Annotated in this window: 15 protein-coding genes and 1 pseudogene; 6 read left to right on the plus strand and 10 right to left on the minus strand. The window is 55.7% G+C overall.

The window, feature by feature from the left end; translation table 11 throughout:
• Positions 1-161, plus strand: a pseudogene (locus FKG94_RS29265) (IS30 family transposase); the annotation flags it as partial.
• A gap of 577 nt (positions 162-738) precedes the next feature.
• On the opposite strand, the gene FKG94_RS22175 reads toward FKG94_RS29265, so the two are convergent.
• From FKG94_RS22175 to FKG94_RS22200, 6 genes are all read right to left on the minus strand, one after another.
• A complete protein-coding gene (locus tag FKG94_RS22175) occupies positions 739-1,671 on the minus strand; it encodes a helix-turn-helix domain-containing protein (RefSeq protein ID WP_142929139.1) in 933 nt (310 codons plus the stop codon).
• 212 nt (positions 1,672-1,883) lie between these two features.
• Positions 1,884-2,666 (minus strand): autoinducer binding domain-containing protein, encoded by a 783-nt coding sequence (locus FKG94_RS22180; protein WP_142929140.1) that lies wholly within the window; start codon positions 2,664-2,666, stop codon positions 1,884-1,886.
• A gap of 429 nt (positions 2,667-3,095) precedes the next feature.
• Entirely contained in the window at positions 3,096-5,306 is a 2,211-nt protein-coding gene (locus FKG94_RS22185) for a TonB-dependent receptor (RefSeq protein ID WP_142929141.1), read from the minus strand.
• 31 nt (positions 5,307-5,337) lie between these two features.
• Complete coding sequence (locus FKG94_RS22190) at positions 5,338-6,561, minus strand: cytochrome P450 (protein WP_142929142.1); 1,224 nt, start codon at positions 6,559-6,561, stop codon at positions 5,338-5,340.
• Positions 6,562-6,585: 24 nt separating this feature from the next.
• Complete coding sequence (locus tag FKG94_RS22195; RefSeq protein WP_142929143.1) at positions 6,586-7,473, minus strand: helix-turn-helix transcriptional regulator; 888 nt, start codon at positions 7,471-7,473, stop codon at positions 6,586-6,588.
• Positions 7,474-7,678: 205 nt separating this feature from the next.
• Positions 7,679-8,620, minus strand: a complete 942-nt coding sequence (locus FKG94_RS22200; RefSeq protein ID WP_142929144.1) for a helix-turn-helix transcriptional regulator — start codon at positions 8,618-8,620, stop codon at positions 7,679-7,681.
• 357 nt (positions 8,621-8,977) lie between these two features.
• On the opposite strand from FKG94_RS22200, the gene FKG94_RS22205 reads away from it, so the two are divergent.
• Together FKG94_RS22205 and FKG94_RS22210 are read left to right on the plus strand one after the other, a co-directional pair.
• Entirely contained in the window at positions 8,978-9,229 is a 252-nt protein-coding gene (locus FKG94_RS22205) for a helix-turn-helix domain-containing protein (protein ID WP_142929145.1), read from the plus strand.
• Between the two features lie 85 nt (positions 9,230-9,314).
• A complete protein-coding gene (locus FKG94_RS22210) occupies positions 9,315-9,578 on the plus strand; it encodes a helix-turn-helix domain-containing protein (RefSeq protein ID WP_179957760.1) in 264 nt (87 codons plus the stop codon).
• A 302-nt stretch (positions 9,579-9,880) separates the two neighbouring features.
• On the opposite strand, the gene FKG94_RS22215 is transcribed toward FKG94_RS22210, so the two are convergent.
• The 3 genes from FKG94_RS22215 to FKG94_RS22225 all read right to left on the minus strand — a co-directional run bounded on the left by FKG94_RS22215 (position 9,881) and on the right by FKG94_RS22225 (position 11,974).
• Positions 9,881-10,120: a FecR/PupR family sigma factor regulator gene (locus FKG94_RS22215; RefSeq protein ID WP_142929147.1), complete on the minus strand. Its 240-nt coding sequence runs from the start codon at positions 10,118-10,120 to the stop codon at positions 9,881-9,883.
• 223 nt (positions 10,121-10,343) lie between these two features.
• Positions 10,344-11,486 (minus strand): FecR family protein, encoded by a 1,143-nt coding sequence (locus FKG94_RS22220; protein WP_142929148.1) that lies wholly within the window; start codon positions 11,484-11,486, stop codon positions 10,344-10,346.
• On the minus strand, positions 11,483-11,974 hold the full coding sequence (locus FKG94_RS22225) for an RNA polymerase sigma factor (RefSeq protein ID WP_142929149.1): 492 nt from the start codon (positions 11,972-11,974) through the stop codon (positions 11,483-11,485). The genes FKG94_RS22220 and FKG94_RS22225 overlap by 4 nt, the downstream gene beginning before the upstream one ends.
• 1,315 nt (positions 11,975-13,289) lie before the next feature.
• Here FKG94_RS22225 and FKG94_RS22230 point away from each other — a divergent pair.
• Both FKG94_RS22230 and FKG94_RS22235 read left to right on the plus strand, forming a co-directional pair.
• Positions 13,290-13,982: a GntR family transcriptional regulator gene (locus tag FKG94_RS22230; protein ID WP_142929150.1), complete on the plus strand. Its 693-nt coding sequence runs from the start codon at positions 13,290-13,292 to the stop codon at positions 13,980-13,982.
• Between the two features lie 190 nt (positions 13,983-14,172).
• Positions 14,173-15,951 carry an aminopeptidase P family protein gene (locus FKG94_RS22235; protein WP_142929151.1) on the plus strand — a complete coding sequence of 593 codons (1,779 nt, stop codon included), beginning with the start codon at positions 14,173-14,175 and terminating at the stop codon, positions 15,949-15,951.
• Here FKG94_RS22235 and FKG94_RS22240 read toward each other — a convergent pair.
• Complete coding sequence (locus FKG94_RS22240) at positions 15,941-16,993, minus strand: cyclic nucleotide-binding domain-containing protein (RefSeq protein ID WP_142929152.1); 1,053 nt, start codon at positions 16,991-16,993, stop codon at positions 15,941-15,943. The two genes, FKG94_RS22235 and FKG94_RS22240, sit on opposite strands and share 11 nt — an antisense overlap.
• A 187-nt stretch (positions 16,994-17,180) precedes the next feature.
• Here FKG94_RS22240 and FKG94_RS22245 point away from each other — a divergent pair, with 187 nt between their 5' ends.
• A complete protein-coding gene (locus FKG94_RS22245; protein ID WP_142929153.1) occupies positions 17,181-17,672 on the plus strand; it encodes a DUF6942 family protein in 492 nt (163 codons plus the stop codon).
• The last annotated feature ends 5 nt before the right edge of the window (positions 17,673-17,677 follow it).

Here is a 17,677-nt window from a genome sequence, read left to right on the forward strand (position 1 = left end):
ATACTAATGGGCTATTACGCCAGTATTTTCCGAAAGGAACCTACCTTTCAGATTACCCGCAATCGTACCTAAATAAAATTGCCTCTAAGTTAAACAATAGACCAAGAAAAACCTTGGGATATCGATCGCCAGCAGCTATGCTTAACGAGATGTTGCGTTGACCGGTTGAATCCATCGCAGTTATTGATCGAATATTTTCCGCCGCTACCTACTCTCACGCAGGGCTTCTCCGATCACCTCATGAAAAAAATTAAAAAATCTATAAGAAACAATGGTCTGCATTTTATTTCAGTGGCTTCCAACAGCTTGATGTAGGTTTTGTTGCGGCAACTAACAGTAATTTATTACTGCGCCAAAAATGCACACTTGATTTTAGATGTTGGGCACAGATGGTGCGCGAACTAGAGTGTTCAAATTGCAATGAGGGCTAAATTGGTAGCAGATAATACGCCGAAAAGACGAGATTTTTTAGGAATTTATTTTCATTAAATTTTGAAAGCTTGAGATCATTTAGTTGGCTTTATTGTTTAAGTAGATAACTTACAGGTTAATTATAATTATGTGGCCTGTGTGAAGTGTTTTTTTCTAAAGTGGTTGTGCGGTCATTTCGAACTAGTTAGCTGATCACTGATAGATAAGCGGGGTGGGATTGCTGAGGGCAGTGCGTAGTAGACCCCGGGTCGGTGGGGAGAGCGCGGGTTGGAGAGAGTGACGGAGAAGTTACAGAGCCGATAATCTTCAGTTCCGCTCGTCAATCAACCCTTCTTTAATCGCTTTCCACACAGTCCCGGCAATGGTGGTGGTGCCCAATGCTGTCTTGGCCGCCGCCACATGCTTGTTGATAGTATCGGTGCTCAGATGGAGTAAGTCTGCAGCCTGGCGCAGCGTCACATCCTTCTTGGCAAGGGTGTTCAGTAGCCTTAGCGGGCGAGGGTTGATCTTTGCCGCCGTGCTCTTTTTGTTCGCCTCAAAAACTTGCGGAAACTTCTTTATACCCACGCCTTCAATGCTGTTAACCAAGAGGTCCAGGGTCTGCTGGTTATTGGCCACATGCTGCCGGAATATGTCTTCTGCGCGATCTTCCGGGGAGCATATGGAGAGGTACCGCCCCTTCTTGGGCGTGCCGCTGTGGGTAATATAACAGCCTGCATCGCCGGCGCTGATAATCAGCATATAGCGCCCGCCGCGGTTTTCCAGACCGTTTGCAGGCAGGCTGGCGATAAAGTGGTAGAGCATCGAGAGATGGCGCGCCCTGGGATCGTCTGCCGTGGCCTGCAGGATCATGCCGCCGGACTCAAACTTCTCGCCGCCGTGGCTGGACAGTATCATCTTCGGCATCAGCGCCTGGTTGCCCTCATCCCTTTGCAGTACATCCAGGCGCACGAAGCTATATTCGGCGAAGCCCAGGTGCGTCAATATACCGGTCACTTGCCTCGCCATCGCCTCGCGCGTGTCACAGCTGTTCAACAACCGATAGAGCTTGCGCTCCATCTGCAACTGCGCAAATAACGCTTCGTCTTCCTCGTCATTGTCAAAAAATGCACCCAACCGCTCCGCGGGTATAACAGAAGACGGGTAGCGCCAGGTTGACTGCTGGGGGCTGCTCACGGCCTTTAATGACCTGCCGCCGGTGACAGCCTTGGGGCCGAATGCGGGTGATTTCTGTGACATGAATGCTCCTTACTATGAAGCAAGATTAGTCACGAAACCGTGAACGGACAATAGCGAAAATTCAGTTAATCCAACCCGGTCCAATCATAAAAATCTGTGATTGACAGGTTGAAAAATAGCGGGCTGAGGATGGGTTGATGACCAGAATATAGATCTTAGCGTTAATTAAAACTTTTTGCAGCCTAATCAAACTTTATTTCATGTCAAGTATCTCAGGTGTAAGTGATCAGCCCGGTGGTGATGGCGTGTTTTATGGCGGCATTGTTGGTTTTGGCAGACAGGGCCAGTTTGATTGTCCTCAAATTCATTTCAGTTGCTTCAAGCGTCATGCCCAGCTTGTCCGCCACTGCGGGCAGGGGCATATCGCCATTGGCGAGGGTGGCGAGCACCCGGATCGGTTCGGGAATGGTTTTGGCCGCCCTGCTTTCGCCGGGGCCGACGAATAAGTCGGGGAACTTGCAGGTGCCGACATAATCTATCGCCACACACAGGGCGTGGAGCACGTCTTTGCAGGCCGCTACCCGCCGTTGAAACGTGACCGGCCTCACTCCCCGCTGCGACAGCGCCAGCATCACATTGCCGTGGCCGTTGCAGGCTGCGAACGGTATGCAATAGTAGTCGTAGTAGCTAAAGGCCTGGTTCAGCTCGTAGACTCGCTTGTCGATGGGAGTTTGGGTGACATACAGTTGCGACATAAACAGCGGCTTTGTGTTTTCCTTGGCATAGCGCACCATCAGGTCGTGCTCGTAGAACCCTTCTTCCTGGTAAATTTCCAACTGCTTATCCGGGTTGGTGGCGAAGTTTGGGCCCTCCGCCTCGCTGGTATTCATGCGCACGAAAGCAAAGTCTGAGAACGCCAAATTGTTGACGGTGGCGCCGATCTTTTGCCGAAACTCAATAGGGTTGCGGGCCCTTGCAAAGTCGGCGTAGAAATCAGACTCGATATTCGGCCGGTAAGCCATTGTTTTGGGTCCGGGGAAATGTGCGATCACCATCTGCTGTCACCAGTCCAGGGTGGAACCATTAAGCTGCCTTGCTGCCGTCTCGACCGGTACCCTACTGGAGGGGCGGCTGCCGGTTGGGAGTGGAATGCCAGACTTTAACGCTACTATCTATATTCTCGCAAGTTTACCAATTTTCCTCATCTTATTCGGAAAAAAATTTGAAGTGCGTACCATTTTTTACATGAAATTTGCAGCAAGGTGGAAAATATTCGTTTGCTTTTTGCCGTTGCTTCTGGAGTGTCACTTGTATGACAAGAGATGCTTTTAATGGAGCTGAGTTTACATGCGATTGTGTTATCGACCGCTACTACTAACGTTATATATAACAAAGAGAGGCTGCTCTTTTTGTGTGCGTAGAAAGCGTAACGGTTTGTCAGGCACTTCCCTGCGCCTGTTTTCCGGTAAGTACTGAAACTGGCGCTAAAACTCGTAGGTAAAGTCAATGCCCGCTGTGCGCGGATCGCCAAAGGCCTGAGGTACCGCAATCGGTAGGCCGCCAACCGGGAACGCGTAAACCACATACTCTTCGTCAGTCAGGTTTCTACCCCAAAGGGAGACTTTTAAAGCGCCTGCGTGTTCGCCGAAACGAATATCCGCCAGGCTCAGGCGCGCATTGAACAGGGTATAGCCGTCAAGGCGAAAGCCGCCGTGTTGCACGTAGGCGTATTGATCGGTGGAGGTGACATCCAGATGTGCCGTCAGCAGCCCGTAGCTGGCCGGTGCGAAGCTGTAGTCCAGACTCAGGGCGCCGGCATGGGGTGGTGTCTGCGACAGCGAGAAGCGCCGCTCAGCGCCGTCGTCCAGAGGGTTGGGTTGGCGCGGCATATCGCCGTCCAGGTAGGTATAGCTCAACCCCACCGTCAGGCCTTCAAAAGGCACCGCGGTGACCTCCAGTTCGAAACCGTCGACGTCGACGGTTTTTTCGGCATTAATGGTATCCACTATGGTGGGTATATCCGGATCGCTGAAATCCAGGTGCATACCGTCGTATTCCGTGGTGAAAGCGGCGGCATTGATGCGCAGGCGACGGTCGAAGAATTCCGACTTCAGCCCGATCTCAAAGGTTTCCGCTTCCTCGGAATCATAGGGCCGTAAGCTCACGGAGCCGGTATTGACGCCGCCGGTTTTGTAGGCTGTGGACCATTTGGCATAGGTGGAGACATCCTCCGTCCACTGATAGTCGAAGGTTAATGAGTAGTCGGTATTGTCGGTCTCGAGATCGAAGTCATCACGCCCTTCTTCGATGCGTGTGCCAGAGCGCTCGTCCTCGGTGTAGCGCAGGCCGGCGGTAATCTGAAACTCGTCGGTAGCCGACCAGGCGACCTGTCCGTAAACCGCTGTCGACTCGGCGTCGGCGTCGACAAAGCGTGGGGGTACGTCGTCGCCTCTTTGCAAAGAGTCGAAGGTCGTCGGCGGTGTGATGGGCGTCATGGGGGCAAGGCCTTGGGTGCCAAACATATCGAGTGTGAAAAAATTCTGTGTATCTTTTTCTACTTCCTCGTCGAAGTAAAAGACCCCGGCTACCCATTCGATATTATCGTTGGTGCCAATCAACTGAAATTCCTGGGAAAACTGCTCCTGGTCCGTTTCGGAGAAAAGTTTTAGGCCATTGAAGTACAAGGCGCCGGCAAAGTTATTGTTGTTTTCCTCCTCCAGCGTCCGGTAGGCACTGATCGATTTGAATTCCAGTTGTTCCGACAGTGTCCAGCTGACTGTCGCGGCATGTCCCTGCTGTTCAGCGCTAGTGGGGTCGAGGGAGGTCACCGGTGCGCGGGTGCGGGTCATACGCTCGCGTTCACGACTAAACGCGCCGCCGTTGTCCTCGTAAAACTGAAAATAATTCTGCACAGTTTCCACATCCGACAGATCGTAACTGTAGTCGAGTGTAACCGACTCGCTCACCGGCCAGTGCAAACTCAGGCGACCGCCGCTCTTGTCATAAGCGGTATAGTCGGCCTCACCGGGCTGGGTGTTGTTCACCCAGCCGTCGCGCTCGGAGTGAATAAAGTCAATTTTGCTGCGAATACCGGCAAATTCGGGCAGGTCGATACGGGTAACACTGCGGAATTCGTCGAACCTGCCGGCGCCGAAGGTCTGTTTGATACCGAGTTCGCCACTGGGTTTATTGGACACCAGGCTCACCGCGCCGCCCACCGCATTGCGGCCAAACAGTGTGCCCTGGGGTCCACGCAGCACCTCGATCCGCTGCAGATCGGCCAGTTCCATGCCGAGCGCATGGGAGCGCCCGATATAAACCCCGTCCAGATAAATGGCGACAGAGGGATCGCGGGTAACTTCACTGGCATCGGAAGGGCTGTTGCCGCGAATACTGATCACCAGGTTGGATGAGGCAATGCCCAGCGGTTGCACCCGAAACGAGGGGATGGCGCCCTCGCCGAGGTCGCCGAGGCTGTTGATGCCCATGATCTCCAACTGCTGTTGCCCCATTACGGCGATGGAGATAGGTGTATCCTGCAACGATTGTTCGCGCTTCTGTGCGGTGACAATGACCTCTTCCAGTGCGGACTCGTCGGTCGCCTGAGCTATCGCGGTGCCACACAGAGCGGCCAACCCACTCGAGGTGAGCACACCGATAAGGGGGCGCGGCAAGTCGCTTATGCGATAAGGCATAGTGGTTTCTCCCTAATGATTAGGTTATTTGTTATTTAAAACGGGTTGGCAAGGTGAGCAGGCCGCGCACGAAAATTGCTGGCGCCCAGTTTATCTGGTCTTCCGGCGGGCAGGAAATATGAGAGAAGTTTTCCAGCAGCGTTTCCAGTGCAATTTTTATCTGCAGCCTGGCTAACGCTTCCCCAATGCAGATATGGGCCCCGTAACCAAAGGCGAGATGGGTTTTTACATTGGGGCGCGACAACTGGAAGCTGTCGGGATCGGGAAACTGCGCCGGATCGCGGTTGGCGGCCGCCAATAGCGCTATCACATATTCCCCTTCGGGGATGGTGACGCCGGCGATCTCGACGTCGCTGCGGGTTCGGCGCAAGGCCCCGTGCAGCGATGGTGCAAACCGCATGGCCTCCTCGATAAAAGCGGGAATCAGCTCGGGCGATTGGCGCAGCTCAGCCAGCAGTTCGGGCCTGCGGGAAAGCTGGATAATACAGGCGCACAGCATTTGCACCGGCGTCTGGAATCCGGCGGCAACGAAGATTTCCAGCGCGTCGCGCAGCATGCGCCCGGTGAGCTTCTCCCCGTCGATTTCGGCCTGAATCAGTGCGGTAACCAGATCGTTCTCGGGATTTTCGCGCTTGTGCTCAATAATCTTGGTAAACTGCGCCCGATGCTTGCGCAACAGGTATTCATACTCGGCGATAAACTCATCGCTCGGTCTGCGCAGGGTCAGCAGCTCTTCCATTTGCATCCAGCGGCGCATGTCTTTTAAGCCCTGTACATCGCCGGTGCCGATGATGCGGCCCAGGAAACCGCCGACGTAGGGATAGGAAAAATACTCCAGAAAGTCCACCTCGCCCTTTGCCCGCAGAGCGGGAATCAGGTCCTCGGCGGCCTTTTTCATGTGCGGTATCTGCGCGTTGATAACCCGGCCGACAAACGCCTTGTTCACCAGCGCGTGGCGCTGGGTGTGCTCGGGCGGGTCCAGGGTGGCGATAAAGCGATCGCTTTTGCAGTCTTCGCTCAGCCAGTCGGCCTGAAACATGTCGCTGTAGGCCGAGCAGGAGAACAGATCGTGCCGCTTGAGCATAAACCTCACATCTTCAAAGCGGCTGACAGCCCAGAAACGGTTTGGCTCTACCCGGCATACCGGGTAGTGTTCGCGCAACAGTTTATAGTCGGGAAACGGATTAATCAGGTTTTGCTTGCTCAGTAAATCAACTTTATTTTCCGGCGCATATTTTACGGCAACGGTGGACATAGGCGGGACCTCTGCTGTAATCGTTTAGGTATAACTGATCAACCCTAATTTTATCGCTTTTTTTATGGCACCAACTGTCGTCTTGGTGTCTAGTGCTCTTCTCACGGCGGCAATATGCTGGTTTGCGGTGATGGTACTGATACAGAGCTTTTCGGCGACTGCTGACATGGTCATATCGTTATTGGCCAGAGTATTCAGCACCAGCAGCGGTTTGGGATTGATTTTTACCGGTTCGCACTCTTCCCCCACGGAGAACTCGTTCGGAAATTTGGTAGATGTGACGTGATCAATGGCTTCACACAATACATGCAGGGTAGGTTTGTGGCGGGTAATGTTGACTTGAAAATCCAGCGAACTGATGCCCCGTTGCGACACCGTCAGCATGACCTTGGCTTTGCCGCGACAACTCATCATGGGGATGCAGTAATAGTCCAGATAGCCGTAGCTTTGGTTGAGTTCAAAGATTTTCTGGTTGGCGCGGAACAGATCGATATCGTAGGGGGCGTCATAGGCGACGCCGTAGACCTTCGATATGAAAATGGGGCGGATATTCTGCGAGACGTACCGGACCATGAAATCGTGCTCGTAATAGCCCTCCTCGAAGTAAGACTTTACTTGGTCATGGGGGTTGGTCAGCAGGGGGGATTCCAGGTCCGACGGGGCCATTCGCACAAAACCGTAGTCTGAAAACCCTATTTTTCCAATGACTTCCAGTACCTGGTTGTGTAAATCGCGCGGATCCTTGGCTCTTGCCAGCTGGGTACAGAGCCCCAATTGCATCTCGGGAGAGAGATTGGTATCGGTTCTGTTATCGCCGGCAGTGCGCCCGAGCTGGAGTAACAGCTTGTCGCACATGGCGTCCTGGTTATCGCCTGTCAGCGTGAAATCTAATGTTTGGCGGCGATCAGGCATAGGATAAGGCTACGGCAACCACTGGTTATAGACGTCTTATTTAGAGTTACGCTCATGTATATCACGCAAGAAAACCGATTCTCCTCACCCCTGAAGTCAAAAAACCACTGATATATTCAGAATATTTTTTGTGGTGAGAAGTAACGCAGGTTCCCGGGCCAGATCAGACCGTTTAGTAGTGGTGGCAGCTTGCCGTGCGCCGAGGCTAAGGGTCCTCGGTGTCGATAAGCCCCGCCTGCAGTGCTTGCCACAGAGTGCCCGCCAGGGTGTTGGTACCCAGGGTGGCCTTGGCGGCGGCCACGTGCTTGTTGATGGTGTCAGTACTGAGGCAGAGCCGATCGGCGGCCTCGCGCAGGGTGGCGTCGCGTTTGGCCAGGGTGTTTAACAAGCGCAGTGGCCGCGGCGTGATGGTGTTGGCCTGGCCGCGGTTCTGGTGCCGGAACAGGGTCGGGAATTTGCTGGTGCCCACGGCCTCGATGGTCGTGGCCAGCAGGTTGAGGGCGTATTGGTTGTTTTCCACCCGCTGGTGAAAAGCATCGGTGTCCCGGGCCTGGCCCGGTCCGGACATCCACAGGTAGCCATTGGCGCCGGGCCGACCGGTAATGACCAGGTAATAACCGGCCCCCTGCGCGCCGACGATCAGCACAGATTGATGGTTCTTAATCGCCCGCGCGTCTGTCTCCGCAGCGGCCACCCAGTGAAACAGCGCCGACAGGTGGCGATTGCGGGCGTCGGCAATGCCCGCCTGCAGCATCAGGCCGCACCGTTGGGCCACCCGTTCGCTGCAGCTCGACAACAGTTCGGTCGGCATCAGCGCCTCGCTGGCGGCGGGCGTGGCAACCCGGTCGAGGCGCAGGAAAGCGTATTCCGAAAACCCCAGCTGCGCGACTTCCTCCTGCAGTCGCCGGCGCAGCTCGGCCGGGGTGTCGGCGCTGCTGAACTGCCGGTAGAGCTGTCGCTCCCGCTTCAAGCGCGCAAACAGTGCTTCGTCGTTTTCGTCGCTGTCGAACAGCAGGTTGAGTTTGTGGGGTGAAACAATATAGGGCGGCTTGTCGGCCCGGATGGCGTATTGGGGGTCTGTCTCCGGATTGTCCGCTTCCCTGTCCCGGTAGCAGAGCCTGCTCGCAGGCGTGGTTTTGCTCCGCATATATGCTCCTCTCTGGTGGTCGTGTTGGACACGCTTGTTGTTATTGATGCAATTAATGATTGACTGACTTATTCGATAATCCCGGCTATCGGTGCCGATGTTGCCGTCACTGTTGAATTCTCGCGGCAGCCCGCCGGAGCCGTCGCTGTTGGCGCCTGTTTAGTTCTCGCGAATGCGTACTATAGGGCGTGATATGGGCGATTGCAATACCCGCCCTTTGCGGCGCTGAAACGACTCTGGCGCAAATAGGGGTCAAGGCGCGAGAATCATATATACGCCCTACTGGACGTTCAACGCCCGTCCGCTAGGGCGTAAAAGGGAGCCTTCAAATTCCTATAGCAAATACGTCGAGGGTGTATGGATATAAAAAAAGTGACCGGGGATCTGGTGCGGCAAAAACGCGTGGCCAAGGAGTGGACGCAGGAAAAGCTGTCGTCAGAGGCCGGTATCAACAATCGTTTCTTACAAAAAATCGAAGCAGGGCACAGAATGCCATCGCTGTTAACCCTGTTCAAAATCGCCACGGCTTTCGGTGTAGCCCCCGATAAGCTGGTTGCTCCCATCTGGAAAGAGTGGCAAAAAGAGCCTGAAATCCAGCCAAATAGCTAAAGCGTACTATAGGGCGTGGCTATGCCCGCCCTCTTGGACGTATAAATGACCCTGGTATCCAATGTGCTCGATAATAGGGGTCTTTATGGCTATTAGTAAGTCGCTGGGAGAGGCGATCAGGCAAATCCGCGAAGCGAACGGTCAGACGCAGGAACAGGTGTCTGCCGGGGGTGGTATGTCCAATCGGCACTACCAGGATATCGAAGGGGGCAAGATCATGCCCTCTTTGGATATGGTGTTCAAAGTCGCCCGGGGGCTGGGTATGGAAGCCGACAAGTTAATTGCTCCGGTCTGGCAGGCCTGGAAAGTGCAGGGGTGCGATCCGCGCCCCTCGTCCGCAGGCGATTAGGCCGGTCCGACGTGTCCGCTGCGGCGGATTTTCACGATCAGAGCATGCTATACCAGTGGCAGGTGCGGGTTAGCCGTTCCCGGCGAATTACAGGGGTGCGATGTGCATCGCTCACTCGCGAGCGGTCAGGCTGGTCCGATGCGCCCGCTGCGGCGGGTTCTCATAATTAGAAAATGCTACACCACTGGCAGGTGCGGGTTAACAGTGCCCGCCGACCGGCGCTGGCGGTGCCATCGATTCTCGTACTTGCATACGAGGCTGATGGAAATTCACGCCGCCGGTTTTGCTGGTGTGAGTGCGAGCTAACTCTTTATAGTGTTCCGGGCCTCGCGAAGCGCAGCCACCGTTGCGGGATGGTCGGCAAACTGGCCGAAGAATTCCCACCTTTTCTCTATCTCGCGGTAGGCGCGGCTGTGTGCAATATTGGCGTGAAACCATACCTCGAATTCGGCCACATGCTGCGCCAGATTCTGATCAGACCTGACGAGTGTAAACCACTTGATGGCCTCTTGCTCGATAGGCGGTCGCTGCTGAGTCGACATGGTGTTTTCCCGTTTTAGCGTGGCTGTGGGGCACCGGTGCGGGGCTTATTGCCGCCGTCTACTACTAATAACGTGGCGCTGTGCAGATCACTCATCTGTTTTGAGAAAATATATTTTTCTGTCGTCTTTTGCCTTGCAGAAAGGTGTTAACGCCACCCGCGGGTCATCAGCGGGTGGTGTGAAGGGAGAAGGAAAATGGCAGGCGCGACGCCGCGGTGGGCGACTATCCCGCCGGGGTCAGAATCAGGTTGCCCCGGTTGTCGCTGGTCACTCGGATATCAAAGTAGGTGGTCAATGTCTGCACCACTTTTTGGTTGTCACCGGTCTTGAAAACGCCGGTGATTTTAATGGCTTCGAGGCTGTCGTCGCCAAGTAATATCCGTGTCTGCGAATAGCGATTAAGGTCTTCCAGCACCTCGGCCAGCGAATGATCCTCGAACACCAGCCGCCCGGCCTGCCAGGCGGTGGCCTGTTCGAGGTCGACAGTCGCCGCCGCCGAAATACCCCGGCTGCTGGTGGAATAGGCAACCTGTTGTCCCGCATTGAGGGTAACCGTTGCCGGTGGCTGCGCTGGCGGCGGCGCCCGGTCCGGCTGCGCCGGCGTTGGCGCTGCCGCGACGTTCTGCTCTCGGGCCACGGCCACCTTACCTTCCAGCAGCGTCACCAACACCTCGTCGGCGGCGCTCTCACGGGCCACCCGCCTCACCACGAAGACGGTGCCGAGTGCCGTAATCTTGCCGCTGCCGGCAGTCACGACGAACGGCCGCTGTTTGTCGTGGGCGACATCGAAACGCGCCTGGCCCTGTTCCAATACCAGGCGTCGCTGTTGCGGGGAGAAATCGAGGCTCACCCGGGTTTGGGTATCCAGCAGGAGTTTGGAGCCGTCTTCCAGCACGACAGTTTTCTGTTCGCCTAAGCCGGTCTGGTAGACGCCGGGCTCCCAGGGAGCGTCGCCGGTAATATTGGCACCCAGGAAAACGAACATCAAAGAGGCGGCCAGCGCTGCAGACAGCCAGCGTCTGCGACCGCCTCCGCTGCCATCACCCGCACTTTCCGGCTCCGGCGCAGCGGTCGCCACGGGGGTATCCGCGCGGGGTGGGAACTGGTGTACCGACCGGGTATTGAAACGCCGGGCCTGCAGGCGAGCCTCTTCCACCGCCGGAGTGCCGGCAAAGTCGCCGGTCACGCCCCACACCTCTTCCAGTTGGCGATAAGCCCGGCGGTGTGCCAGATTGGCATTGAGCCAGGTTTTATAGGCTTCGCAGTCGCTGTTGGTGCGGGTATCCGAGCGCATCAGGGTAAACCAATACAGCGCCCGCTCCTCAATGTGTGCCTTGTCGCTGCCGTCCTCAGTCCTTGAATTCATACGTGATCTCTGAGTAATTCTTTCATCTGCGCCAAGGCTTTCATCATGTGCTTTTCCACCGCGCTTACGCTCATGTCGCAGTGTTTGGCAATCTGTGTGTAGGTCAGTCCCTCGTAGCGGTGCAGCACGAACACCGCCCGGGCTTTGGGGCTGAGGTCGTTCAGTATCTGCACGTAGCGCTGGTAGATCTCTCTACTGTTGGCATCGCGCTCCGGGGTATGGGGGTCTTCTTTTGCTAGGGATTCATCGTAAACCACGTGTTGGCCTCGCTGACGTACCCGGTCGCGCCGCGAGCGATCGCGCAACACACTCCAGGCAATGGTGTACAGATAGGATTCAGGGTAGGGTTGGTTGGCGTCTATCTCGTCGCGCTTCAACATCTTGTAGAACACCTCCTGGGTCAGCTCCTCGGCGTCCCAGGTATTCTGTGAGCGCTTGCTGAAGAAGCTCAGCAGCATGCTGTGGTACTGATTGAATACGCTCTCCATAGACGCTAGCCCTGTCTTTCAGCAGGTGATCGTTGTCGCTGGCCGGTGTGATGAGATGGATGTCGCCGAACATCTGAATAAACCAAGTATGACAGGGGTGTCATAATCAACAATGGCACAAATCTGTGTTGTGCCTGCTGCAAAGTGTTTAGTATTTGGCGCCAACGGCCAGTTTTAACCGGAAAGTCGGGCAAATCTGCGGTGCGGTGGCTGAGGCCCCCCTTTTTCGGCCCAAAAGCAAGCGTTATTCAAGCCGGTTCAGGGTTTGCTTATCGAGGGCGGGACAGTGCCCCCAATGAGAATCAATCTCGATTATTCACTGTACGGGTAATCCGATTCGACACGGCGGTGAAGCGCTTCCGTTGTAACAAGTATGGCAGTATTTGAACGATCACTACTTTTACTTTACTGCATCCGCCGCCGTTGGGCCCGGATCTTTGATGTGGGTCAGTCGGTCTAGTGACAACGTGTGATCTTTATGCGAAAAGTGGAACACCGATGATGCTGGATATGTGATTCCCGTCAAACCCTTTGGAAAAGTCCTATATCTTTAGAATATTTTGTTGTGCTTATCTGGCGTTGCTTAACCGTTTAATCTAAAAATCCTGCGTCCCACCTTTTCCCGCCAACGCAACGTCAATAGCATAATTCCGCCATATAGAGTCAAATTTAGCGTCATTACAAGGTAAGGTGTGCCATTTCGACTGCTTTTCAAGATATTTGCGGAATATATTATTAGCAGTTTTTTGCCATTGGTATTGCTGGGGCCCCTATATTATAAGGGGCGGGATTAGTTTGTACTAAAGTACGGGTTCAAAAATTGATGGCAGTATACTGCCATGTGTCAAAAGTTTTTAGTATCATTGGTCGCACTGTCGAGTTTCGGTTGTTGGTGATTGCTCTCCTGGCACGTTGTCCATCAGCAAACTGATCCCAGACCCACCACCACCTTATTCAGGTAGCGCGGTGTTTACCGCTGCAACTGTTCGACCGCTATCGGTTCACGGACGTAACCAGAAAGATGCATAGCCCCTGCTTCGAGGAATTCGACGGCTATGTGCGCGGCGGATAATTGTCCGGACCACCGCTGCGAAGCATGCGAGCCGGTTGGCGGAGGGTTTACAAGGCGAAAGAGACCAATAAAAGCCAAGGGTCCTTAGGGTGTAAGGGTCTTAGGGTAACAAATATTGGCTGACAGGTTTGAGTGATAGTTTGGTGACTGTAGTGCAGGGTTGGGAAGTAGGCTGTGCCGTGCTTGCCCACAGTGCGCGCCGACTTCTAAGAAAGACGGACTTTACATTCGGAGACTCAGCCGATGATGAAAAAACTGGACAACGAGAACATAATTAAACGTGTTTATACGAGTATCAAAGAGCGGGTAATTACCTGCAGCTTCCCGCCGGGCGACCGGCTCAATATCGAACAACTCGCAGAGCTTTTACGGGTAAGTCCCACACCGGTACGTGAGAGTCTTAACCGCCTGGTTGCCGAAGAGTTGATATTGATGGTGCCGCGTATGGGCTTTTTTATGAAGAGCCTGGTGGAATCGGAAATCCGCGACCTGTATGAAGTCAACCAGATATTGCTGGACTGGTCGGTATGCGCGGTGAGGAAGGGACATTTGAAGGGCGGTGACGTCGGTTTTCCGGAGATGTCGCTGATCATGGAGAAATTGGTCGAACCCCAGCGTTTGTCGGCCCATTGCGTGGTTCGCTACACCGGCGAACTCTTCTCGCATCTGGCCAGCCATTCCGGCAACAGCGAAGTTGACCTGCGGGTGCGCAATATCAATGACCGATTGCATTATGTGCGTTTGTGCGAATGCGAAATGATGGATAACCCCGCCGAGGTGATCGCGCCGCTCTATCAAATGTATGACGGTGTGTGCTACGAAGACCTGCGACACGGTCTGCGCAGCTATCACGAAGACCGTCTGAGCCTGTTGCGCAGTGTGTTGAAAGCGCGCAGATATTCCCCCCAAGTTGTGGGTGAAGAATTCGGGGTATAGGTTTCCGTGTTTGTGCCGCCGGGGTGACGGTCGCCAGTAGAGTGAACACCCCGGCGGCAAATCTCTCTGTATTTACCCCGTGCCGGCGCCCGCCGAACAGCTTATTTGTCCCGCTGGGTATGAGGTACCTGGTGTAGCTCACGTAAAGATAGGTGTTACCTACTGACGCCTGATCACGGATATTGAGTCTATGCCCACCGCCGAACTCCCTGTCGACTGCCTGCAGCGCTGGTTGCGGGATAATGCCCTGCAAGGGCTGCTTATTCCCAGCAGCGACGAATACCAGAACGAATATGTGCCCGCCTGTGCCAGGCGCCTGCATTGGGCTACGGGTTTTAGCGGTTCGGCCGGCCGTGCCCTGGTCCTGCAGGACAGTGCCGCTCTGTTCGTCGATGGTCGTTATACGGCGCAGGCCCGGCAACAGGTCCCGGTCGGCAGAATCGAGGTGCTGGGCCACCAGCCGGAGGTGCTGGAGCAGTGGCTGGACACCCACCTTGAGCCGGACAGTGTGGTCGGATTCGATCCGCAGTTGCAGACCCTGGCCGAGGTGAAAACCCTGCGCAAGCAACTGTGTGGCGTGAAATCGCGTCTGTCGGCGCTGCCCGCCAATCCCATTGACGAACTCTGGTGCCAGCGACCCGACGCCGTGGCGACCCCGGTGGCCTTGTATCCGCTCGAATATGCCGGCACCAGCAGTGCCGAGAAACGGAGCGGCCTCGGTAATCGCATGGCCGAACTCGGCCTCGATTACTATTTGGCGACGGCGCCGGAGGAGGTGGCCTGGCTGTTGAATATACGGGCTTGGGATCTGGCCACGGTGCCGGTGCCTCTCAGTTATGCGCTCCTGGCGCGCAGCGGCGAGGTGCAGTGGTTTATCGAGGCCGAACGCGTACCGCCGCTGGTGGAATCCGGCGACCATTTTGGCGATGGTGTCGCAGTGCAGCCCCCGGCGGCGGTCGCCAGTGTGTTAGATGGGCTGGGCGCCGGGTCGGTGATCGGCCTGAACCTCAAACGCACCCCCTATTACCTGGCACAACGGATCGACAAACTGGGCGGTTTGATCGACACCGACCTGGTTGAAATGGAAAAAGCCAAAAAGAACCCGCGGGAGATTTACGGGGCGCTTGCCGCCCAGAAACACGATTGCCTGGCGGTGATCAAATTTCTCAGCTGGCTGGAAACCACAGTCGCCGAGCGCAGCCTGACCGAGCTGGATGCGGCCGATAAAATTACCCGTATAAGGCGTGAATGTGCTGCCTTTTTGGGGGTCAGCTTCGAGCCCATCTCCGCCAGCGGACCCAACTCGGCGCTGGCCCATTACCGGGTTAGCGAGCGCACTAACCGGGTGCTCAATGACGAGGCCATTTATCTGATCGATTCCGGCGGCCAGTACTACGGCGGCACCACTGACATCACCCGCACAGTGGCGCTGTATACGCCGAGCCGCCAGCAAAAGCGCGCCTACACACTGGTGTTGAAAGGCCATATCGCTTTGGCGATGTGTCGCTTTCCGGCGGGCACCTCGGGTTCACAACTGGACGTGCTGGCGCGCCAGCACCTGTGGCAGCAGGGGATGGACTACGGCCACGGTACCGGCCACGGGGTCGGCAGTTACCTGAGCGTGCATGAGGGGCCGGCCGCCATCCGCCCCGCCCCCAGTGCCACGCCTCTGTGTGAGGGCATGATTCTCTCCAATGAACCGGGTTATTACGAAGAGGGCAGCTACGGTATCCGTATCGAAAACCTGGTGGTCGTTAAAAAATCGGCGCTCGACGGCTTTCTCGAATTTGACACGATTTCCCATGTGCCCATGGATCATAGACTGCTGGACTTCAGTCTGCTGACTGAACAGGAGAAGGGTTGGTTAAAGCGCTACCACTGCGAAATCAAGACGCGCTTCCCCCCGGAACTCGACGATGTGGAGAAACAGTGGCTCGCCGATGCGATAGAGCCGTTTATCAGCTGTTAGCCGTCAGCTTGTTTTCCGACACCAAGTGATAGGCATCGAAGCCGGCCCGGCGCAGCATATAAGCGCCGAGGGCGCTGCGGCAATCGTTCTCCGGGCCCACGATATAGGTCAACCTGGGTTGCAGCTCTTTCAGTCTTTTGCGCAGATGGGTAATAGGCACATCGATACGGTCGCGTTGGCGGTTGCTGCGTGTTTCCACCGAGAAGCGCACATCCATTTTCTGGATTTGTTTAGCCCCGCTGTCCATCAGCGTCGACACTTTTTGCGTATCGATACTGTTGACCAGCGCGGGCCTGATCAGGCGATCGAACTGCTCCCGCCCCAGGCGCATCAGCATCCCGTGGGTTTTCATAACCACCGTGGCATTTTGCTGGGCCTGCGAGACCAGGCTCTCATCGCCGAAATAGTCGCCGGGCCGCAAATCGATAAACTCGCCTCGTTGCGGTCCAAAGATGTCGAAAATGACGCGCGCTCTACCCTGCTTGAGGATATAAAAATAGTCGCCGCCGGTTTGCGGCGTCACCACGCGCTGGGTGCGGCAGACTTCGACTTCCTCCAACTCGCGCAGCAGTTCGACCGCAGCTCGCGGCGCCAGCGCCCGGCTCAGTGACGAGCGTAAAAACGCCTCTGTCCAGTCCGCCGGCTCTGCGCGACGTTGGTCGCTCAGATCGGCAATACCGTATGCCTCCGGATGGCCGGGCACTACCAGGTTGTCGATCACACCACTTTCCACCATCAGAATTTTGCAGTTGGATTGGGCGCGAATAAAACCGTGGTCGGCCAACAGGTGATTCAGCGGGCGGCGGCATTCGGGTGAGCCCTGGTGAAAGCTCGTTCTCTGCTCGAAAGACAACCGTACCTCGATGGCGCCGCTGACCAGAAAACACTGGTGTTGGGTGGTGTCCCGGGGGCGCAGTACGATATGGCCGGCGGCGACTGTCACCGTCTTGCAGTATTGTTGGACGGTATTCAACTGATTGATCGACAGGCGCTCGAAGGGTGAGAATTTTTGCAGCAGCGATCGGGGGAGGCGCCTGGACATAGTGATACCGTGTACTGAATTGATCTATGAAGTCGGGGATTATCCTACTGGGAGGTATCACCGGCGTCTTAGAACCAGTTCACAGGTTGCTCGGAGTGCTGATAACGTCTAGATATAATGAGAATAAAAAGAGAATGTGCTTATAATCATCGGTACTGATGAATCAGGCGACGGCTAACGGGAGGTTATGATGGATGTGGGGCTGGGGGCGCCGGATTACCGGTTGGCGGTGTGTATCGCCAATCGTCCGCCGGTGATGCCGTTTGCAGCGGTGACTGAAGTGCGGCCTCTGGGACGGGGAGATATCGACGGGATAGTGATGCAGGCCGGCAACCACTGGCGCAAGATTTTTTCGCTATACGCCAAGCTCGGGTTTGCGTTACACGATCAGGGCTTAGCCTGCTGGCAGGACTACCGGGATGATTTTCTGCTCTCGGCGCAATCACAGCAGGCGTTGCTGTTCAGTCCGCCACGACCGGCGGCGCCCGGGGTGAAGATTGTCAGCGGCAAGACCTACGCCGAAGACCTCGGTGTTTTACCGCCGCAGGCATGCCTGCGAGACGGCTTTTTTGTTTCTCCTGAAGCACGTCTTATCGTCGCGCCATACTTCGACTACCGCCAGCTCAGCAATGCGCGGCTGGCGATATTAGTGGAGTTGGTGCGCGACTGCGGCGCCTGACAGGC

The organism is Exilibacterium tricleocarpae, assembly GCF_007004655.1.
GTDB lineage: Bacteria > Pseudomonadota > Gammaproteobacteria > Pseudomonadales > Cellvibrionaceae > Exilibacterium > Exilibacterium tricleocarpae.